Here is a 20,189-nt window from a genome sequence, read left to right on the forward strand (position 1 = left end):
GATATGAGTCTTGCAATAGAAACGGTGCGCTTTGCCATGGACCTGGAGCAAATGCAGGCCAAGGTGGCGGCCCACAATATTGCCATGGCCAACGTTCCGGGAAGCAAGGCCATGCGCCTCAACCGTTTCGAGCCGATGGCTGCCTTGCATGGCTTGCGCAACGATCCGGAGCTGCTTGGCCAGGCGTTGCGTGCGATGCAAGACAGTGAATTAACGCCGTACCTACAAAGCTATACGCCGCTGTCGCCTCTGGCCCTGGACGGCGAAGTTGCACAGATGTCCGCCGCGAGCGGCCGCTATCAGGCCCTGGCTGACGGCGTCTCTCGGCAGTTCGCACTGATGCAGTTGGCGATCAAGGGAGGCCGCTGAGAGTGCCTCTGGACAACATCAGCGAAACCGTTCGCGCAAGCATGGCTTATGAGCGTTCCAGGGTGGAGGTCGCCAGTTACAACCTGGCGATCGCCAACGTGGCGATCGCTCCAGGCCAGCGCTCTCCGTTGCTCGGCGTATCGCCTCCGGCCAGCTTTGCCAGCCAGATGGGTTTGCCACAACCAATGGTTCACGCTCAGGCACGCAGCGACACCCGGCTGGTTCACGACCCTGCCCACCCGCTGGCTGACCATAACGGCATGGTGCACTACCCGAACATCGAGGCCGCCAGGGAGATGGCCACCCTGGTATCGGCAACCCGCGCCTATGAAGCCAACATTCGTGCTTACAACAGCTTGCGTGAAATGACGCTCAAAGCCTTTGAGATTGGAAAGTGACATGACCGCCGCCATCGCGCCTATTGCATTAACCAAGGATCTTTCGCCGACCGCCGCTTTGACGGACGGCCCGATGGGTCCCCAGGCTACTGATTTCGCAGGTTTGTTGGAAACTGGCGCAACTCGATTGAACGAGCAGACCGGACAAGCCAGCGAGTTGCTCTCGGCATATGCCTTGGGCGAAAACATTGCGCCCCATGACCTGGTCATGGCGATGGAGCAAGCGAAATTGTCGCTTCAGTTGGCCGTAGAAGTGCGCAATCGCCTGGTAGATGCCTACCAGGAACTCTCTCGGTTGCAGATCTAAGTTATGGAGAATCAACCGGTGTCCTCGTTCCTTGCTGGTCGTACCCGCGTCTTTCTCGCCGGTGCTTTGTTGGTCATCGGCTTGCTGGCCGTGTCGGCGTGGTGGGTAATCCGACCGCAGTACGTGGCGTTGTACAGGAATGCCGATGAAGCTTCCCAGGCGCAGATCCTGGCCACATTGAGCCAGCGTCATGTGCCTTATCGGATCAATACACAGCAAGGCGCGATTGAAGTGCTGGCCGATCATGCAGCGTCTGCCCGAATGTACCTGGCGGAGGCGGGGATTCCGACCCGTGGCGGCACCGGGTTCGAACTGTTCGATAAAGCTGACTACGGCATGTCGGAGTTCAGTCAGAAAATCAATTACCAGCGGGCCATGGAAGGCGAACTGGCTCGCACGATCATGAGCCTCTCGGAAGTCGAGTATGCGCGTGTTCATCTGACGTTCAAGAAAACCAGCCTTTACCAACAGGCAGAGGAGCCTCCAAAGGCCTCGGTGATCGTGCGCGTGCGTTCTGCGGGGACATTGATGCCGCAGCGCGTCAGGGGCATCCAACAGTTGGTGTCCTCGGCGGTGGAGGGCATGACGCTCGAACGTGTGTCGGTGCTCAACGAAGATGGCCAGGTACTCAGTGCCTCCGATGGCGCGGCGGCCACACCTGAACATCTGCAGTTGACCTCTCAGGTCGAGCAGGCTCTTAAATTGAAGGCTGAGGAACTGCTCGCGCGCCCGCTCGGTCATCGGGGTGTCGATGTGTCTGTGCGCGTGCTGATGAACTTCGATCGGGTCAAGTCAGTCAGTGAGCAACCACTCACCAATAAGATACGCCGCGAAAAACGCACGGAGTCCACTGAGAACTCCAGTGGTGAGTCGACGAGCAAGCGCCTGCAGAATAATCGGGAAATCGATTACGAGGTGGGCAAGGCGCGTGCAGAGACGGAGCATGCGACAGGCACGATCGAGCGTATCACCGTCGGCGTGGTGCTCAGTACGCCGGTAACGGATACCCAGATGAAGGATATCCAGGCCTTGCTAGAGGCCGCGTTGGGGCTGGACCTAAAACGCGGTGATCGCCTGGTCATGGTGTATATCCCCGATATGCCTGTGCCACAGACCACTTCGGTGGCGCCGATTGCCGCACAACCGATGCCGGCCAGCCGTGCCGAGGTGCCTGCGCCGGTCAACGAAAGCGGGGCGCTGCCGTGGCCTCGCTGGTTTGCCGGCGCGCTGATGGCCGTTCTGGCGATCGCTCTGTTGTTGCTCTGGGTAAAAGGGCGTCGCAAGGTCGTGGTTGCCCCGATGACGGTGCCTAGACTGACATCGGTAGAGCGCGAGCAATTGCTGGTCGACTTGCGCCGCTGGCTGCTGGAGGGGCGTTAACGTGGAGTTTTCTGCGCTTCGCAAAGCGGCTATCCGCCTGGCCTGCTCCCATGCCGAGGATCGTGACTGGATTCTTGCGCGGCTGGAAACTGACGAGCGTCGACAGGTTGAGGTGCTACTGGAGGAGATCAATCTGCTGGGCCTGGCCAACGATCCCGCGATTGTTGCTGCCCTGATGGATGAGATGGCAGCAACGCCGTCCGCTGCGCGCACGATGCCCGACCATTCGCGCCTCAAGGCGTGCCTCTCGAGAGCAACGCATCCGTTCTGGAGCGCACTGGTACTTCAGCTGGAAACGCCGGCGGTGCGTCGTGAAGTGCTGGGCAGCCAGGCCAATAGTGCCGATATCCGTCGATGGGATGGCAAGTTCGCCCGGCAGGTCCTGCCGGTGGAGTTGATGAAAAGCTTGAAAGCCCGGATGGACGCGCAGGAGGCTGGCCATGAGTAGCTCTAAGCCGCCGGTGTCATCCACGGTGTTGCGTCAACCTTTCCAGAATCAGGGAGCACGGCGCCTGCCGGGGCTCGGCGGGGATGTTCAACCTGCGAGGCTCGCCAGTGAGGCCCGCCAACCCGATGTAAAAGCGATGCTGCGCGAAACCTTCGCGCAGGAGCTCGCAGAGATGGAGCGGGAACGTCGCGAAGAAGGAGCACTGGAAGCCAGCAAACAGGCTCGTGCGCAATTGACTGAAGCGTTGGCCCGACAAGAACAGCAATGGCTGAAGACAGAGGCCTCCCTGCGCACCGCGCTCGAAGCGGAACGCCTGCAGATCGCGCGACTGGTTGAAGCGCTGGAAGCGCAACAAGAACAGTTGTTGTCGTCCATGGAACCCTTGGTTGGACGTTTCGCGCTCACCGTGGTTGAGCGCTTGTTGGGCACGCATGCCGAGACACGTCCATTGATTGCCGATCTGGCGAAGCAGGCAATCGAAACCTACCAACTGACAGCGCCACTGCGCATTCGCGTGGCTCGCGCGGACTATGAGGCCTTGCTTCGACTGGCTCCGGACGACCCTCTGATAAGGTCGTTCCTGGTCGATCCTCAGGCGTCGGCGGGCAGCTGTCTGATCGATTTTGAGGGGGGGCAACTGGACGCCGCTGTGCAGACACAATTGGCGAATGTCGCATCGGTGTTGACCGCGAAAGGAGATGGCCGTGTGGCAGGGGCTTGAGCACCGACTGCTGACGCGGCTTGATCAGGCTCGGCTGTGTCGACGGATGGGACGTTTGAGCTCGATTCAGGGGCTGGTGCTTCACGCCACTGGACTGGACGTGCGACTGGGCGAGTTGGTGGACATTCACCCGGCTCGTGGAGGCGAAGTTGTCGTCGCGGAGGTGGTCGGCTTACGCAGTGACTCCACCCTGTTGATGCCTTACGGTCCGGTGGATGGGTTGTGCCTTGCCAGTGGAGTCCACGCACGTGGAGCCCCTTATACGGTTCCTGTCGGAGAGAGTCTGTTGGGGCGTGTACTCGACGCGACTTGCGAGCCGTTGGATGACATGCCGGCCCCCGAAGGTCTCAAGCGCATGCCCCGGTTCGTGGCGCCGATCAATCCTTTGCATCGTTCGCCGATCAACACCACGTTAGTCACAGGGGTGAAGGCAGTCGATGTTTTCACACCGTTGGGACGTGGCCAACGAATCGGGATTTTTGCCGGCAGCGGCGTGGGGAAAAGCACGTTGCTCGGGATGATGAGCCAATACGCAGAGGCTGATGTGATCGTGATCGCGTTGATTGGCGAGCGCGGCCGCGAAGTCGGGGATTTCATTCGCGACAGCCTGGGGCCGACAGGTTTGCAGAAGGCCGTGGTAATCGCGGCTGCGGCCGAGCAACCTGCGGTGCTGCGACGTCAGGCGGCTTATACAGCAACAACCATCGCCGAATGGTTTCGTGCTCAAGGCAAGCACGTGCTGCTGATCATGGACTCGATCACCCGCTTTGCCCTTGCGCAACGTGAGATCGGTCTCTCAACGGGTGAGCCCATGGGGAGCCGAGGCTATACGCCTTCGGTATTTGGCCTGCTGCCTCCTCTGATGGAACGTGCCGGAGCGCTGAGCGGGCAAGGCTCCATCACCGGGGTGTATACCGTACTGGTCGAAGGCGACGATATGAATGAGCCAGTGGCTGATCACATGCGCGCCATTCTCGATGGGCATATTGTTTTGAGTCGCAATGTCGCTGCCCGCGGTCATTGGCCGGCCATTGATGTTTTGCACAGTATCAGTCGGCTGACCGGCGCGTTGCATAGCCAGGAACAGAAAGGCCAGGTCGAGCGTCTTCGCTCGGCACTGGGCTGCTACCAGAACAGCGTGGACCTGATTGAATTGGGCGCGTATGAAAAGGGTTCACAGCCTCTGCTGGATACCATGATTGAGTTGAAACCTGCGTTCGATGGACTGTTGCAGCAAACCCCTCAGGAACATTTTCCGGCATCACACACCTGGCAAGCGATTGCCCAGTTGGTCCAGCGCCTGGACAAGGGGGTAGGTTATGCACGATGAATGGCGCAAGTCCCGGCAGTTGGACGCGGCGTCTCGTTTGCGTGTCATGCAGCGGGAAAAGGCGGAACTGGTCTACAACCGCAGTCGCCATGATCTGGTGAAAGCCCAGCGTCTATTAGGTGAGGAACAGCTTCGCTACGACGCGCTGCAGGCTGGCTTTGAGGCATTGGGGCGCATAGGAACTCCGCTTGATCCTTCCCAGCACGAACAACGGTTACTGGCGCACACCGCGGCGTTCCAGCGACTTGCGGCTGCGTATCAGCCTGTCGTTGAAGCGCGGCAGACCTCGCGCTCAGCCATGGCGCAACTGCTCAAATGCAAAGTGAACGAAGACTTGATCGCCAAGGCAAAGGAACGGCTCGAGGTGCTGTTGGACAAGGCTGTACTCGAATACGAAAGCGTTGACATTTTTGATGCACAACAAGCGCTGGGAGCGGGCCATGGCCGTTAAGGTAGAAGCATCGTTGTGGACCATGACGGCTGACCATCGTGCTCCCGTACGCGAAACAAAGGCCAGGGACTTCGAGCGCAAACTTGGCTTGAGTGATCATGCATCCACGCCAAACGACAGCACAGGGTGGCAGCGTGATGTACAGGCATCCCCGCAGCAGCACCCGCACTCTGTCGTGCCCGATGCGGACCTGACCCGCATTCTGCGCCCCCGCCCAGCCGATGCATCAGACCCCAGGAGCGCTGGCGCGCTTGAGTTGTATGCATTGGGGGCTCGGGCCGGACACCATCTTTCATACCGGCCCGATGCATTCCTGGCTGGTCCGGACATTCGGAGTGTTGCAACGGTTGACGCGATGCAAGGCTATTCGGTGCCTTTGAGTGCCGTACCGTTCCCGTCGACGACTTCACTCATGTCCATAGCGGTGGCAACGGCAGGCCCCGTTGCCCTTTGGGACGTTGCCGTTGGATCGCAGCAGCAGGGCCTTGAAGGGACTAGCCAGGTGCAGTTCTTGAGTTATCTGACCCGGAAATGGCCGGACCGGCATTTTCAGTTCCTGCCCCGGGATAAGGGCATTGAGTTGGTAGTTCGGGACTACCGGCTCACATCGCTAGAGCACGACGAATTGGTTGAAGAGTTATCACGGCGGGCGGCATCGATGTCGGAGCGCCCGCAGCAGATCTGGCTCAATGGCCGGGAAGTCTGGCGGGCAGCGAGTCTTTCAAACGAAGGTGAACACCATGGCCGTTGAAGCGATTGGTAATGAGCTTAGTACCACCACTTCCGAGTTGGCCCAGAGCCGATTGGGGCAGGAAGATTTCATCAAGCTGTTTTTGACCGAGCTGACATTCCAAGACCCGCTGGAGCCGATCAACAACCGTGAGTTCCTGGCGCAGATGGCACAGTTCGCCAACCTTGAACAGACCCGGATTACCAACGAAAACACTGAAAACCTCGTGTCCATGAATGCCACTTCACAGTCCCTGGGCCTGTTGGGGCGCCAGGTTGAGGTCAGTATCACCAGTGGTGGGTCGGTGATCGGCTCGGTGACGGCGATTGCATTTTCATCGACGGGGCCGGTGCTTTCCGTCAAACGAACCGACGGTACGGTCCTCACGGACGTGCGGTTGTCACAAATCAAACTGGTCAGGCAGGGGGCGTGATGCTGCAAGCTTTCTTTAACGGAATGAGTGGCCTGTTTTCCTTCTCCAAGGGCTTGGATAACGTTTCCAACAACGTGTCGAACATGAACACGCCTGGCTACAGAGGCAGCGATACCTTTTATCGCGCCGTCAATGGACAGGATGGCCAGAGTTTCGGTTCGGGGATTGCGGGTACCGAGGTTCGTATCAAGCCGGGCGAGAACCGTCAGACCGGCAATAACACCAATGTGGCGATCAACGGTGCGGGCTATTTCGTTCTACGCGATGAGCAGGGGGCATTGTCGTATACCCGCGCCGGGCAATTCGAGGTCGACAAGGATGGCTATCTGGTCGACACCATCAGTCAGCGTCGTGTCTCGGGTATAGATTCGGCAGGAAACCTGCTGGATATCAATATCCAAGGCCAGCGCACGCTGCCGCCAAAGGCGACCACCCGGGTCGAAATGGTCGGTGCATTGGCGCGTAGCGGCCCTACGGAGGCGTCCCACCAGATCAGTTCGATACAAGTGTTCGATGCGACGGGCGCCAGTCATGCCTTGACTGTCAAATTCGTGCCGCAAGCGACACCGGTCAATAGCTGGAGTGCCACGGTATCGGATGCGAGCGGTGCCCAATTGGTGACCGGCACTATCGCCTTTGGAACCGACGGTAGCCCCGTTGCAGGTTTCAACAGCTTGTCTGTTCCCCTGTCTGTCAATGGCGTGGTTCAAAACATCCTGCTGGATTTCGGAACGCCGGGCAGCTTTAACCTGGCGACCCAGGTCGCCAGCGGCCCGAGTCATACACTGGGCGCGCGGGTGGTCGACGGGAGTGCGGTCGCTGGCCTTAATACGTTCACCTTTGATGAGCGGGGCATTCTCAACTTCAGCTACGCCAATGGCGAAAAACGCAGCGCAAATCAACTGGCGTTGGCGGATTTTGCGGATGAAAGTGCCCTTATTGCAGGTGCCAATTCGCTTTACCACACGCCGTCCTCCATGCAGGCAGAGTTTGGTCGGGCAGGGGAGAAGCAGTTCGGTCGTATCCAGGGGGGCTACCTGGAACTGTCGAACGTCGATCTTGCTCAGGAGTTCGGGGACATCCTGATCATTCAACGAGGGTATCAGGCCAGTTCGAGAGTGATGACCGTCTCCAATGAGATGCTTGAGCAGTTGTACAACGGAACGCGGGGAGGCTGAACGATGAGGATGTTGGGATGGGTCGGCGTCACTCGGCTGCGGATGGCCTGCGACCGTTTACCGCCTGTGGCCAGGCACTGGTACGAGCAGTGGTGTATTCGTGACGAGCGCCAGGCGTGCGAAGTGAGTTGCTCGACCTTGAGCGACTCAAGCGGGTTGACACCCGCGTTGGTCTGGCAGCGTGCCAGATCAACGAATGGCTCGATCAGCCTGGCGGGAGATTGGCGCTCGATCATATTCGGTTCTTTCAACCAGGAAACGCCCGACGATGAAATGTCCAGGTATTTGCTGGGCGAAGCGCAGTTGGCGTTGGTCAACCATGTGCTTGAGACTATTGGGCAACCTCCCGTCACCCTCTTGACCGACGAACCGTCCTGTCCCTTTTCCACTGTGCTCAATGCTCAGGTTCTGTTGCAACTGCGCATGGGCTCATCGACGCTTTATCTGTCGCTGGATGCAGCGCTGTTCAATGCCGCCCTTGAGCCGTCGGCTCCCCGCAAGCCTTTGATCGAACGCAAGCAAGCGTTGGGCAGCGCCCGAGTGAAGCTGTCCGTGCGCCTTCCCTTGGCCAGTCTCTCCATTGGGGAGATGAGAGACCTGCGCCCGGGAGATACCTTGCGCGCTGGCGCATTGTTAGCCGATCCGGTTTCGTTACAACTGGCCGAAGGCCCCGTAGTGGCCGGCGGATACCTGGCCAGGCAGCACGATCATCTGGCCGTGCAGTTGATTTCCCATGAATAAGTCAGGAGTTTTGGTGTGACCGCAACAGTAGATGCAATTGAATTGGAAGAGGCCGCGGCCGTGGTCAATGCCGGACAGTCGCCGTTGATCAAACGGGACATGAATCTGATCAAGCACGTGGTTGTAGAACTGGTGGTTCAGATCGGCAACGCGTCGATGAGTGTAGATGAATTGTTCGCGCTCAAGGCCGGTGATGTCGTCAGGTTGTTGGAGCAGGTTCACGAGCCTGCGTCGCTGTGCCTCGATGGCAAACCTGTTGCGCGAGGCAACCTGGTGGCGGTGGATGATAATTTTGGCATTCAGTTGACGGAAATATTGTGACACCTGAAACCGTAGCCCAACCTATGGGATTGCCGTTGCGGCAGGACGATCCACTGTCGTTCATTCTGATGATCAAGGTGATGTTGATCACGGCATTGTTACTGGCAGTAGTTTACCTCGTCATGCGCTGGTACGCGCGACGTCATGTGACCCCTCTAGGCACTTCACTCAGTCCGGTCGACTTGCAATGCGTACGTGCGTTGCGATTGTCAACCAAGACCAAGGTGTACCTGCTCAAGACAGAAACCTCGCAGGTTCTGGTCACTGAGTCCTCCAACGGCGCCACAGTGACCATCCTGTCGCCACATTCCCCAACTTCCCCGTTGGATGCTCGCTCTTGAAGTATTCGTCATGACTCGCCGGTTGCTGTTTATCGTGCTCAGTTGCTTTTCCTGTGTCGCGACCGCGGCAGATGATTTCTCTGAATGGGGAAGCTTGCACATCAACCAGATCCAATCACCGGTCAGCGTCGTGGCGTTGCTGACGGCGCTGTCGTTCCTGCCCTTCCTGATCATCGCCCTGACCACATTTACCCGCAACATCGTGGTGTTGTCGCTAACCCGGCAAGCATTGGGATTGCAGCAGACGCCACCGAATATCGTCTTGATCGTGCTGTCGATGTTCCTGACGCTGTTTGCCATGGCGCCAACCCTGGAAAAAGCCTATGACGCAGGCATCAAACCGTTCCTGGCGAACAAGGTGGGCCTCGATGGCGCAGCGCTGCAAGGCTGGACGCCGATACGTGATTTCATGATCAGGCAAACCCATGAAGAAGACCTGCGGCTGATCTATGAATTGGCCAAGGCTCCGCTGCCACAGGAGCCAGAGGGGTTGTCCCCGGTAAAGCTGGTGCCGGCCTTCATGCTGAGTGAGCTGAAGCTGGCCTTTCAGATCGGCTTCATGATTTTCCTGCCATTCCTGATCATCGATCTGGTCGTAGCGTCCATCCTGATGTCCCTGGGGATGATCATGGTGCCGCCCATTACCATCTCCTTGCCTTTGAAAATCATGCTGTTTCTGTTGATCGACGGCTGGGGCCTGATTGCCCAGACGTTGATGCGCAATCTCGGGTAGGCCACGGGTGGAACCTGTCGTGGCCAGGGATGGCATCAACAGTGACGGCGATCATGAGCAAGTCTTGTGGCGCGATTGGCTGGACAGCAAGGCAGAAGTAGCCAGGAGCCGGCTGTTCTTTTTCTACGGCCAATGGCTGCGGATGGTTGTCGGACTTTTGTATTCCCGTTATCCGCACCCCCTGGCGGAGTGGGGGGATTATGTGAATCTGGCTTCGATTGGCTTGCTGCAAGCTATTGATCGGTTCAATCCCGACCTCGGTACCCGCTTCCAGTCTTATGCCGAGCCCTATGTGAAGGGCAACGTGCTCAAGGGGCTGTCTTGTTATGTGAGCGATCAGCGTCGTTACTACCGAGAACGGCTGGAGAGTATTTCAGGGGCGCAGGAAGAGGGGCGTATTGAGTCCGATCTGGAGCAGGTGGCGAACGTCGCTATCGGCTTGGCGTTCGGGTTGTTCCTGGAGTCCGGGATCGTTGACCAGGAGCCGGGGAACAACAATCCGCTCAGCCTTTACGAAGCGGAGCGTGAGAGCGATGCGCTGAACGAGTGCGTGAAGCTGCTTTCGGCGAATGAACGGCAAGTCATCCAGGGGCATTACCACCAGCATCTGAGTTTCACGCAAATCAGTGAACTCATGGGCATCTCGAAATCGCGCATTTCACAATTACACGCTCAGGCACTGAGAAACATTCGGTTGAACCATGAACGGTTGATGGCGGGAGGCAACTGGTAATGTCGATGGAGCGAAAAGTGTTCTCGAAAAGAACTTCAGGCGCCTTGGCTACCTTGCATTGACCGCTACCGCCATTGCCTAATACACCTCGGTCAACGGCGTGGGAGCATCGCCGGAGATTGTGAAACAACCACTACAAAAAGAGCAATCAATTGACGTTACAGCACAGAACACCGCCTCTCGAACCTGCTGAGTTATCGATCTCGAGCTCATCGCAATCGTTCGACACCGTAACAGGGGCGATGAAAAAAACTCAGGCGTACGGGCTCGTTAATCTGCTGCCATTGCTGATTGGCGCGTTGGCTTTCTTCCTGATCATCGGTCCGCGTGTGCTGGACCCGCAGAACATCGCCTGGTTGGGGGACGGTGATCCGGCAACTCACTATCTGGGCTGGTTGTTTTTCAGGCACTCGCCCTGGTCGTTCCCCATTGGCCTGAATCCAGCCTATGGGCTCGAACTGAGCAACAGCATTATCTTTTCGGATTCCAATCCGCTTTTCGCTTTCCTGTTCAAGCCGTTTTCGTCGATTCTTCCCGAGACTTTTCAGTATTTTGGTCTCTGGCTGCTGACTTGTTTCTTGCTACAGGCCTGGTTTGCCTGGCAACTGGTGGGCCTGGTCACGCCCAATATTGCTATCCGTGCCCTCGGTGCGGCGCTGTTCGTTGTGGTCCCGCCCATGATCATGCGTATGACCGTACACCTGTCTCTGGGTGGGCATTTTCTGGTCCTTGCGGCGCTGTACCTGAATCTCCATCCGGCATTGCCCAGGAGACGCCTGGCCTGGGGCATGTTGTTGGCGGCGGCTGCGCTGGTCCATGCGTATATCCTGGCAATGATTGCGGTCATCTGGCTGGCCGACCTGGCCGCCAAATGCTTTAAGCGCAGCCTGACCATCGGTATGGCGATCGTCGAGCTGGGTGTGCTGTTTTGCGTAGTGACCCTGTGTTGCTGGCAGGCCGGGTATTTCACAGTGGAGCGTGCCGGGATCATTTCCGGCGGGTTTGGTCTGTTCCGTGCAAACATCCTGACCTTGGTCAATCCGCAGAACTGGTCCCATGCCTTGAAAAATCTTCCGGCGGCGTTGGGCGACAGCGATGGTTTCGCGTTTCTCGGGTTGGGCCTGATGATGCTGGCGATCTGTGCCTTCGCTGGATGGTTACGCGGCAGCACAGGCCTGGGAGCTGCGCTGCGTAAGCGGCCCTTGCTCGGACTGGCGCTGTTCGGGCTGGCCTTGTTTTCATTTTCAAATCACATCGCGATCGGCTCGTTCGAGCTTGTGTACCCGCTGCCCCCGGAAGTGATTTCCATTGCAAACATCTTCCGTGCATCGGGACGAATGTTCTGGCCGGTTTATTACGCAGTGATCTTTGCCATTGTTTTCTTGGTCATTCGCGCCAATACACCCGGCGTCGCAATAGCCTTGCTAGGAACGGCGTTGCTGATTCAGGTTGTCGACACCCATGGTGGTTGGTCGGACGCCAGGAAGAAGTTTATGGCCAAGCCGTCATCTGAATGGGCGACGCCCTTTGTCGATCCGTTCTGGAAAAACGCTGCATCCCATTACCAAAAGGTGCGGTGGATTGTGCCGCAGAACCTTTCTCTACATTGGATTTCGGTTTCTGCCTATGCCGGGCTCCATCACCTGTCAACGGATGCTGTTTATCTGGGACGAATGAGTACGGAGCAGTGGCGACTGTCTGATGCAAAGGCGTCCCTGGCCCTGGCTTCGGGCAAGTACGACCCCGACTCGCTGTATCTGATGGATCAGCGAGCAATGTTGCGCGCTGTGGGGAACGTTGACACATCGTCCGATCTTTTCGCCCGGATTGACGGTTTTACCGTGCTCGCGCCGGGCTGGAAACAGTGTGGCAGTTGCCCCCAGTTGGCCAACGAGCAGACGCCGATAAATGCTGTTCCCTCCCTGGAGCCCGGACAGACCGTGTCATTTAACCTAGGTGATTCCGGTGCAGCTTATATGGCTAAAGGCTGGGCTGATCCGGAGCAGTGGGGGACCTGGTCCGAGGGGAGCGAGGCGCAAATGGTATTTCGAGCATCGGCATCCGTGCGCTCCATCCGTCTGGGCGTCTCGGCGTTTCTTGCGTCCGGTCATGCACAGCAGAAAGTTACGATCCTTATCAATGGCATAGAGGCTTCCACCTACACCCTTGAAAAAGCGGACGGCAATGTACTCGATATACCGGTGACATCCCTGATGCACCAGCGCGCCGCAGAACAAGGATTCTCAAGAATGCAGCTGTTGCTTGCCGATGCGATCAGCCCACAGCAACTTGGCTTGAATGATGATGCCCGGGTGTTGGCGATAGGCTTGAGGTCCTTGAGCGTCGAGTAGTGTGGAGTGGCGGCTATCCTGGTCCGGCCCGGGCCCTGGAAAAATCAGCTCGCCGACGCCTGGACGCCCCAGCGGCACCCGCTATGCTTCGGCGATGGCCTCTGGCCATTTACCCTGAATACTCCATCGATTTCATGGCGACAGACGAGACGTCAGCTTGTCATCGCCTTTGCTGAGACAACCCATGAATAAATACAAGAAAGTGGCGGCAATTGCCTGGGGCGTTTGGTTGGGTTGCGTTGGGCAGGCCGGGGCGTTTCAGCTCTCGCCGAGCGGTACCGAGGCCGAGCGGGAGATGGCCAAGAAGTATGGGGTTTCCTATAAGGCGTCGGTGCCTCTCATGAGTTTCGCGCTGCACAGCTTCGGCGATTCCGCCCATGAGGCCTTGACGCAGAAAATCTATGGGTGTGACGGGGATTGGCAGTATTGCAACAACCCCAACCTCGAAGATGCCGGTGCGTATGTCATTGCCGGTGTTCGCTGGAACGACGATCCAGTGTTCATGCCCAGCGCCGAAGATGCCAAGACCAAGGGGTGCGATGGTCGTTATTCGGTGGGGTTCATTTCCCAGACCCGGTGTTGGGTGAACCTTTTCGAAGAGGCAGAGGACAAGAGCGCCGTGGACCCGATGGCCTTCATGGGCACGGGAAACTACATCGCACGTTCGCATTTCGGCGACCTGCAGTTTCTGCATGCAATGGCCTCCCAGGAGGGCGATCCCGCGGAGAAGACCAAACGGGAGATCATGATGTGGGCGGAGTTCGCCTGGGGTGTTGCGGATGGTACTTACCCCATCAATACCTACTTGAAGGACATCAGGATCGACGGCTGGGACCAGCATTTCAATAATGGGCAGACCGTGCAGGACCTGTTTGCCGTCGGCCGCCCCTGGCTGCGTACCAACGTGGACAAGGTGGCCTTGGGCAGCCTGTTGCACCTGGTGGAGGACAGTTTTGCCGGCGGCCACGTCCAGCGCCGGGAGGAAATTCTCGGCGACAAGTGCATGGACGGTACCCAAGCGGTCCTGGCTCGCATCGAGGAGTTCCATTCCTACGCCAGGCAGAACCACACCAAGCACAAGGACGCCGACGCCAGTGCGGTGGCCAGGCTCATGCTGATGAAACATGAGCCTGACGTGGTGGACGCCGGCAAGAAGCTGCGAGGGTTTGCCGTCGATGGCAAGAAATGGGCGGACGTCAGGCCCTATCTGGATGAGTGTGTGTTTGCCCTGGCGAAGCAGACCAGTCCGGCGTCGGCGGGGGATCAGTACAAGTAGACCCTCGCACCTTCAGTCCAGGTCTTCAGCCCGATGCCGCTCCGGCACCTGGCTGGCCTCATCACCCCAGGTCCGGTTGACACGTTGTCCTCGCAGGACGGCGGGGCGGTTGGCGATGGCTTCGGCCCAGCGTTGCACGTGGGTGTAGCGCTGGGCGTCGAGGAATTCGGCGGCCGAATAGACGTTGTTGCGCACCAGTTGGCCGTACCACGGCCAGACCGCGATGTCGGCGATGGTGTAGTGGTCGCCGGCCAGGTACGGGCTTTCGCCCAGGCGGCGGTCGAGGACGTCGAGTTGGCGCTTGGTTTCCATGGTGAAGCGATTGATCGGGTACTCGAGTTTTTCCGGTGCGTAGGCGTAGAAGTGCCCGAAGCCGCCACCCAGGTAAGGTGCCGAACCCATCTGCCAGAACAGCCAGTTCAGCGTCTCGGTGCGCCCGGTCGGGTCGGTGGGCAGGAAGGCGCCGAATTTTTCCGCCAGGTACAACAGGATCGAGCCTGATTCGAACACGCGGATCGGCGGTTCCACGCTGCGGTCGAGCAGGGCCGGGATCTTCGAATTGGGGTTGATCTCGACGAAGCCGCTGGAGAACTGATCGCCTTCGCTGATGCGGATCAGCCAGGCGTCGTACTCGGCGCCCGTGTGCCCCAGGGCCAGCAGTTCCTCGAGCAGGATGGTGACCTTGACCCCATTGGGCGTGGCCAGGGAGTAGAGCTGCAGTGGCTGCTTGCCCGTCGGCAGGGTTTTTTCGTGGGTCGGCCCGGCGACCGGGCGGTTGATGCTGGCGAACTGGCCGCCAGACGGGGCTTCATGAGTCCAGACTTTAGGCGGAACATAGGACGCTTTGCTCATAGGGACTGACCTCCTGGGTGGTTGGCACGCGGGCGTGCCGATTCCCAGAGCTTACCGCTTTTCGCCCATGATTCGCGCCACTTCGCCAGATGCCTTGAGTTGTTCGAAGGCGCGCTGGGCCTTGGCGACGATGTCGTCCGGTGTGCTCAGGCTGAAGGCCAGGTAGACCCGATGGGGTTGTTCGTCGAGGGAATAGACCTCTTCCAGGCTGTTGAAGTCCACGTGGGTGTCCTGGCTCATCAGGCGCGCGGCGTTCTCCGGCATCGGCAACAACTGGATCTGATGGTTCAGCAGTTTCTGGAAGTTATCGTGATTGTCAGCCGACACCACCAGGCGGGTGAAGCCGCGCTGTTGCAGGTAGATCTGCTTGGCGTCGTTGCGTACCACCCCGATGCTGTACTGCTTGGCATCGTCGAGGACCTTGACGGCGATGCTGTCATCGCCGCGAAGCTTGTAGAGCTTGCTCGGCACCCGGAGGATCTCGCCCACCCATTTGAACGACTGCTCGCGAGCCGGCGTGCGGTCCAGGGGGAAAATCAGCACGTTGGGTTCGTGCAGCGCCTTTTCGTAGGCCCGGGCCCAGGGATAGAGCAGCACGCTGTAGTCGTTGAGGGCCGCGGCCTTGAGGGTTTCTTCGGCGATCTGCGTGCCGGGCCCGGCCACCTTGTCTTCACGCAGGTAGGCGTACAGGGAGTCTTCGGTCACGACTTCGATGGCCCCGGCCTGGCTTTTCAGGCTGAAGAGGGCGAGGAGCAGGCATAAGCAGAGTGTCAGGCGATTAGGCATACAGACCTCGTTGGCCGCGTGGTGTTAAAGAGCGACGCAATCGCGCCCCTGGTGTTTGGCCCGGTACAGCGCCTGGTCGGCGCGCTGCAACAGTTGATCGAAGTGGTCCATGCTCTCGGGGTCCAACTCGGCGATGCCGATGCTCAGCGTGACGAAGCGCGAGACGCTGGAGCCGCTATGGGGCAGCTCACGCTCGGCCAGGCTGGCGCGCAGCCGATGGGCGGCTTCGCTGGCCTGCCGGGCGTCGACGTTGGGCAGCACCACGACGAATTCCTCGCCGCCCAGGCGAGCGGCCAGTTCACCCGAGCGGCCGAAGACGCTGCGCAGGGTTTCGGCGATCTGCTTCAAGCACTGGTCGCCTTGCATGTGCCCGTAGGTGTCGTTGTAGATCTTGAAGAAGTCGACGTCGCACATCAGCACCGCCAGCGGTGTCTTGTGGCGGATGGCCCGGCGGAATTCGACCTCCTTGAGTTCGTCGAAATAGCGCCGGTTGGCCAGGCCCGTCAGGGCATCGTGACGCGACAGGGCTTCGAGCGCCTGGTTGGCGGCCTTGAGTTCGGCGGTCCGTGCCTCCACCAGTTGGGCCAATTGGTCGCGGCTGGCGGCGAGGGCCAGTTCATCGGAACGCTGGCGTTCCAGGTGGGCGTGGAGGTTGTCCTGGAGTTCGTTGACCTGGCATTCGAGCAGGCTCAGCTCGTCCTGGCGGTGCACCGCCCGTTGCAATCGCAGGTGGCGCTTGAGGGTCTGTGGCGCGACTTCGCCCAGGTGACGGGCGATATGGACCACATGCACGGTCACCAGGCGGTTGAACATGGTCATGACCAACCCGGCCAGCAGCAACGACTGGATGACCTGGGTGATGACGATGCTGCGGGCTTCGTCCCAGAGGCGTTCCCACAGCAGGCGGTTATCGCCTTCGATGGTCAACTCGCCGACCTTTTCGTGCGCTCCGGCGTAGGGCTGTGCAACGAGTTGACGATGCAGCACCGGCGCGGTACCGGAAGACTCGACGGTGTATCGGTTGAGTTCGATGATTTCCGGCGGTTGGCCCGGCCGCACGATGTTCAGTACCACGCGCCCCACTGGCGCGGCTGTCGCGACGCTGGCGATCTGCTGGTCAAGGGATTCACGGTCCATTTCCCAGATGGCGTGGGCCAGGGTGTTCTGGAACACCTGGTCGATCAGCACCAGCTCCGAGTTCATCTCCGCCAGGTTGTTCTCCCAGGCCAACCAGGTGCGCCAGGTGACCATCGCCAGGGTGAAGACCAGACTGAACAACAGGGTCGCGAGCACCAGGCGGCGGCCGAGGGAACTGAATGCCCCGGTACGCGGTTGCGCGCTGGACACGGCCCTGAAGTTGCCGGTCATGTCATAGCCATTTGCGAACGATGGCATCGTAAACACCGTTGCGGCGGATCGCTTCCAGGCCGGCCCGGAACTTCTCGACCGTCTCGACCGGCGTGTTGCGGCTGAACGCCATGTTGAGGCCTTCGCTGCTCAAGTCGGGTAGCGCCAATGAGCGGATCAGCACTTTGTCCGGGTCTTCGCCGTTCTGGCGGGTCAGGTACAGGGCGTTGAGTTCGTTGGAAATCCACAGCTCCACGTGGTCGACCTTGAGCTTGCGGTAGTTGTGCTCGTATTTGGTGCTCGACTGCAGCTCCTCGCCGATGCGAAAACCTTTCGACACCAGGTATTGCTCGCCGACGTCCTGGTTGACCGTGGCGATCTGGTGACCATGGGCGTCGGCCAGCGAGTTGAGTTTCACCGGGCGGTCGGCCAGCGAGTAGATGTACCACTTGGTCGGCGCAATCGCGCCGACCCACTGGAACAGTGATTCACGCGTGGGCGTGCGCACGATGGAATAGATCAGTACGTTGCTTTCATTGAGCGCCAGCTCATACGCGCGGGCCCAGGGCATGGGATGGATCGGTGCGTCCATGCCGACTTCCTTGAGCACCGCCTCGACCACTTCGGTGCTCATGCCCGTCACCCGGCCATTTTCCGTCATGTTGTAGGGCGGCAGTTCCTCGGTGACGATGCGCAGCGGGGCCTCGGCCGCGCAAGCGTTCGCAGCCAGGGCCAGCAGGACACCACACAACAGGCGGTTAAGCGCAGAAAGCATCGATCATTACCCTAAGTAACCCGCAAGGCCTGGTCAGGCCCAAGCGTTATCACTTAACGCTCATCAGGCTATCGGCGGGTTTGGCAGCGGCTTGAGCGTAACGGGCCGCTGCCTGGGGGCTGCGCCTGACGATGGGCTCAACCGTCGAGCAGCGTCATGGTCGCGGCTGCATAGCGGTCGCCCGCCACCGCGCCCTCGGCGGTGAAGATCCCGTCCAGCCGTGCCAGCTCGTCAGCGCTCAAGGCAATCGAGCTCGCCGCCACGTTGCTTTCCAGGTACTTGCGTTGCTTGGTCCCCGGGATCGGGATCAGGTATTCGCCCTGAGCCAGGACCCAGGCCAGGGCCAATTGGGCGGCGCTGATGCCCTTGTCCGCGGCCAATGCCTTGACCCGTTCCACCAGGGCCAGGTTGTGGTTGAAGTTGTCCGCCTGGAAGCGTGGGTTGGTGCGGCGATAGTCATCGGCGGCAAAATCCTGCGCGGACGTCTGGGTGCCGGTCAAAAAGCCTCGGCCCAGCGGGCTGTACGCGACGAAGGCGATGCCCAGGCGCTGGCAGGTCTGGAGCACGCCATTGCGCTCCGGTTCCCGTGACCACAACGAGTACTCGCTTTGCACGGCCGCCAGCGGATGCACGGCATGGGCGCGCTGGATGGTGTCGGCGCTGGCTTCCGACAGGCCGATGTGGCGGACCTTGCCGGCCTTGACCAGCTCGGCCATGGCGCCGACGGATTCTTCCACCGGCACCTGCGGATCGATGCGGTGCTGGTAGTAGAGGTCCAGGTAATCCGTTTGCAGGCGCTGGAGGCTGCCGTCGATCGATTGCCTGATGTACTCGGGGCGGCCATTGACGCCACGGGCATGGGGATCGCTGCTGCGCACCAGGCCGAATTTGCTCGCCAGGTAAAGACCCTCGCGCTTGCCCCGCAGCACACGCCCCAGCAGCGCTTCGTTGGTGTGCGGCCCATACATGTCGGCGGTGTCGAACAAAGTCACGCCCAGCTCAACGGCGCGGTGGAGGGTGGCGATGGCTTCCTGCTCATCCACGCCCGTGGTGTAGAAATCGGACATGCCCATGCAGCCCAGGCCGATGGAGGAAACGTGGGGGCCGTGATGGCCGAGTTGACGGGTGTTCATGGTGAGGTTTCCCTGGTGTTGAATGACGAGTTCAGTGTCCAGTAAACGGTTGGGTGGATAAATCCGTGATTATTGGTTTAACTATTCGTCATTTCTAAACAGTGAGCCCGATGATGGATCGACTACAGGCCATGCAGGTGTTCCGGCGTATCGTCGAGCTGGGCGGCTTTGGCAAGGCGGCCGACGACCTCAAGCTGCCGCGCGCCACCGTCAGCCTGTTGATCCAGCAACTGGAAGCGCACCTCGGGGTGCAGTTGCTGCACCGCACCACCCGACAGGTGCGCGCAACGCTCGACGGCGAGGCCTATTACCAGCGCAGCGGCCAGTTGCTGGACGACCTCGACGACCTGGAAAGTTCGTTGTCGGTGCAGCGCAGCCAACCCCATGGCACGTTGCGCGTGGACATGCCCATTGCCTTTGGCTGCGCCTGGATCGTGCCTCGGTTGCCGGCGTTCTATGCGCGCTACCCGGCGTTGCAACTGGACATCGGTTTCCATGACTGGCAGGTCCACCTGCAACGCGAAGGCGTGGATTGTGCGATCCGCGCCGGCAACATCGCCGACCAGGGCTTGGTGGCGCGACCCATCGTGCGCCTGCCACAACTGACCTGTGCCAGCCCCGGCTACCTTGCCCGCGCGGGCACGCCCCAGGTGCCGGAGGATCTGGCGTCACACCGGGTCATCCGGTTCGCGTCCGGCAATGGGCGGTTCTTTCCGTTCGAATTCGAGGTGGCCGGGCAGGTGCACGAGAGGCAACTGCCTGGTGAGCTGACCGTCAATAATGCCGACGCCTATGTCGCGGCCTGCGAAGCTGGCTTCGGCTTGATCCAGGTGCCGCGCTACCACGTTCGGCGGCAGTTGGCCGAGGGCACGCTGGTCCAGGTGTTGGGCGAGTACCCGGTGCCGCTGTGGCCGATCTCTGCGGTGTACCCGCCCCATCGACAGCTATCCCCACGGGTGCGGGTGTTTATCGACTGGGTGGTGGAGCTGTTGCAGGGTGTCGCCGATGAACAGGGTGCGGTGATGGAGAGGATCTAGTCGACGTCACGGCCGCGG

General features: G+C 59.8%; 24 protein-coding genes. 19 read left to right on the forward strand and 5 right to left on the reverse strand.

Translation table 11 applies throughout. The features are described 5' to 3' along the window. Nucleotides 1–3 precede the first annotated feature (3 nt). The 18 genes from V3H56_RS11185 to V3H56_RS11270 all read left to right on the forward strand — a co-directional run bounded on the left by V3H56_RS11185 (nucleotide 4) and on the right by V3H56_RS11270 (nucleotide 14,241). Complete coding sequence (locus V3H56_RS11185) at nucleotides 4–369, forward strand: hypothetical protein (RefSeq protein WP_338474623.1); 366 nt, start codon at nucleotides 4–6, stop codon at nucleotides 367–369. A gap of 2 nt (nucleotides 370–371) precedes the next feature. Beyond that, nucleotides 372–767 (forward strand): flagellar basal body rod C-terminal domain-containing protein, encoded by a 396-nt coding sequence (locus V3H56_RS11190; RefSeq protein ID WP_042727962.1) that lies wholly within the window; start codon nucleotides 372–374, stop codon nucleotides 765–767. A 1-nt stretch (nucleotide 768) separates the two neighbouring features. Beyond that, a complete protein-coding gene (fliE, locus tag V3H56_RS11195; RefSeq protein WP_338474624.1) occupies nucleotides 769–1,074 on the forward strand; it encodes a flagellar hook-basal body complex protein FliE in 306 nt (101 codons plus the stop codon). An 18-nt stretch (nucleotides 1,075–1,092) separates the two neighbouring features. After that, the gene (fliF, locus tag V3H56_RS11200; RefSeq protein WP_338474625.1) at nucleotides 1,093–2,454 is read left to right on the forward strand and encodes a flagellar basal-body MS-ring/collar protein FliF; all 1,362 of its coding nucleotides are present in this window, start codon (nucleotides 1,093–1,095) and stop codon (nucleotides 2,452–2,454) included. 1 nt (nucleotide 2,455) lies between these two features. Then, a complete protein-coding gene (locus tag V3H56_RS11205) occupies nucleotides 2,456–2,902 on the forward strand; it encodes a hypothetical protein (RefSeq protein WP_042727959.1) in 447 nt (148 codons plus the stop codon). Further along, entirely contained in the window at nucleotides 2,895–3,623 is a 729-nt protein-coding gene (locus tag V3H56_RS11210) for a FliH/SctL family protein (RefSeq protein ID WP_338474626.1), read from the forward strand. The genes V3H56_RS11205 and V3H56_RS11210 overlap by 8 nt, the downstream gene beginning before the upstream one ends. Then, the gene (locus tag V3H56_RS11215; protein WP_042727957.1) at nucleotides 3,601–4,953 is read left to right on the forward strand and encodes a FliI/YscN family ATPase; all 1,353 of its coding nucleotides are present in this window, start codon (nucleotides 3,601–3,603) and stop codon (nucleotides 4,951–4,953) included. The genes V3H56_RS11210 and V3H56_RS11215 overlap by 23 nt, the downstream gene beginning before the upstream one ends. Continuing rightward, nucleotides 4,943–5,404 carry a hypothetical protein gene (locus V3H56_RS11220; RefSeq protein ID WP_042727956.1) on the forward strand — a complete coding sequence of 154 codons (462 nt, stop codon included), beginning with the start codon at nucleotides 4,943–4,945 and terminating at the stop codon, nucleotides 5,402–5,404. The genes V3H56_RS11215 and V3H56_RS11220 overlap by 11 nt, the downstream gene beginning before the upstream one ends. Continuing rightward, entirely contained in the window at nucleotides 5,394–6,155 is a 762-nt protein-coding gene (locus tag V3H56_RS11225; protein ID WP_338474627.1) for a hypothetical protein, read from the forward strand. Before V3H56_RS11220 ends, V3H56_RS11225 begins: the two co-directional genes overlap by 11 nt. Then, nucleotides 6,145–6,567, forward strand: a complete 423-nt coding sequence (locus V3H56_RS11230; protein WP_042727954.1) for a flagellar hook capping FlgD N-terminal domain-containing protein — start codon at nucleotides 6,145–6,147, stop codon at nucleotides 6,565–6,567. Before V3H56_RS11225 ends, V3H56_RS11230 begins: the two co-directional genes overlap by 11 nt. Beyond that, nucleotides 6,567–7,745, forward strand: coding sequence for a flagellar basal-body rod protein FlgF (flgF, locus tag V3H56_RS11235; RefSeq protein ID WP_338474628.1), 1,179 nt, complete (start codon nucleotides 6,567–6,569; stop codon nucleotides 7,743–7,745). Before V3H56_RS11230 ends, flgF begins: the two co-directional genes overlap by 1 nt. Before the next feature lie 9 nt (nucleotides 7,746–7,754). Beyond that, nucleotides 7,755–8,486, forward strand: coding sequence for a FliM/FliN family flagellar motor C-terminal domain-containing protein (locus V3H56_RS11240; protein WP_338474629.1), 732 nt, complete (start codon nucleotides 7,755–7,757; stop codon nucleotides 8,484–8,486). Nucleotides 8,487–8,501: 15 nt separating this feature from the next. Further along, nucleotides 8,502–8,807 carry a FliM/FliN family flagellar motor switch protein gene (locus tag V3H56_RS11245; protein WP_052497344.1) on the forward strand — a complete coding sequence of 102 codons (306 nt, stop codon included), beginning with the start codon at nucleotides 8,502–8,504 and terminating at the stop codon, nucleotides 8,805–8,807. Further along, the gene (locus V3H56_RS11250) at nucleotides 8,804–9,148 is read left to right on the forward strand and encodes a hypothetical protein (RefSeq protein WP_042727951.1); all 345 of its coding nucleotides are present in this window, start codon (nucleotides 8,804–8,806) and stop codon (nucleotides 9,146–9,148) included. Before V3H56_RS11245 ends, V3H56_RS11250 begins: the two co-directional genes overlap by 4 nt. Nucleotides 9,149–9,158: 10 nt before the next feature. Beyond that, the gene (fliP, locus tag V3H56_RS11255) at nucleotides 9,159–9,881 is read left to right on the forward strand and encodes a flagellar type III secretion system pore protein FliP (protein ID WP_042727950.1); all 723 of its coding nucleotides are present in this window, start codon (nucleotides 9,159–9,161) and stop codon (nucleotides 9,879–9,881) included. A 19-nt stretch (nucleotides 9,882–9,900) separates the two neighbouring features. Continuing rightward, nucleotides 9,901–10,614, forward strand: a complete 714-nt coding sequence (locus tag V3H56_RS11260; protein ID WP_338474630.1) for a sigma-70 family RNA polymerase sigma factor — start codon at nucleotides 9,901–9,903, stop codon at nucleotides 10,612–10,614. Between the two features lie 242 nt (nucleotides 10,615–10,856). Next, a complete protein-coding gene (locus tag V3H56_RS11265) occupies nucleotides 10,857–12,965 on the forward strand; it encodes a DUF6311 domain-containing protein (protein ID WP_042727948.1) in 2,109 nt (702 codons plus the stop codon). A gap of 184 nt (nucleotides 12,966–13,149) precedes the next feature. Beyond that, entirely contained in the window at nucleotides 13,150–14,241 is a 1,092-nt protein-coding gene (locus tag V3H56_RS11270; RefSeq protein WP_042727947.1) for a hypothetical protein, read from the forward strand. A 12-nt stretch (nucleotides 14,242–14,253) separates the two neighbouring features. Here V3H56_RS11270 and yghU read toward each other — a convergent pair whose 3' ends face one another. The 5 genes from yghU to V3H56_RS11295 all read right to left on the reverse strand — a co-directional run bounded on the left by yghU (nucleotide 14,254) and on the right by V3H56_RS11295 (nucleotide 19,134). Next, a complete protein-coding gene (gene yghU / locus V3H56_RS11275; RefSeq protein WP_338474631.1) occupies nucleotides 14,254–15,093 on the reverse strand; it encodes a glutathione-dependent disulfide-bond oxidoreductase in 840 nt (279 codons plus the stop codon). 51 nt (nucleotides 15,094–15,144) lie between these two features. Continuing rightward, nucleotides 15,145–15,879, reverse strand: a complete 735-nt coding sequence (locus tag V3H56_RS11280; RefSeq protein ID WP_338474632.1) for an ABC transporter substrate-binding protein — start codon at nucleotides 15,877–15,879, stop codon at nucleotides 15,145–15,147. Nucleotides 15,880–15,903: 24 nt separating this feature from the next. Further along, nucleotides 15,904–17,247 (reverse strand): diguanylate cyclase, encoded by a 1,344-nt coding sequence (locus V3H56_RS11285; protein WP_338474781.1) that lies wholly within the window; start codon nucleotides 17,245–17,247, stop codon nucleotides 15,904–15,906. 1 nt (nucleotide 17,248) lies between these two features. Then, nucleotides 17,249–18,001 (reverse strand): transporter substrate-binding domain-containing protein, encoded by a 753-nt coding sequence (locus V3H56_RS11290; protein WP_338474633.1) that lies wholly within the window; start codon nucleotides 17,999–18,001, stop codon nucleotides 17,249–17,251. A 137-nt stretch (nucleotides 18,002–18,138) separates the two neighbouring features. Further along, nucleotides 18,139–19,134 (reverse strand): aldo/keto reductase, encoded by a 996-nt coding sequence (locus tag V3H56_RS11295; protein WP_042732496.1) that lies wholly within the window; start codon nucleotides 19,132–19,134, stop codon nucleotides 18,139–18,141. A gap of 113 nt (nucleotides 19,135–19,247) precedes the next feature. Between V3H56_RS11295 and V3H56_RS11300 the strand changes: the two genes are divergently transcribed. Continuing rightward, the gene (locus V3H56_RS11300; RefSeq protein WP_123578038.1) at nucleotides 19,248–20,171 is read left to right on the forward strand and encodes a LysR family transcriptional regulator; all 924 of its coding nucleotides are present in this window, start codon (nucleotides 19,248–19,250) and stop codon (nucleotides 20,169–20,171) included. Nucleotides 20,172–20,189: the final 18 nt, after the last annotated feature.

The sequence above is a fragment of the Pseudomonas sp. MS646 genome, from assembly GCF_036693845.1.
Lineage (GTDB): Bacteria > Pseudomonadota > Gammaproteobacteria > Pseudomonadales > Pseudomonadaceae > Aquipseudomonas > Aquipseudomonas chlororaphis_E.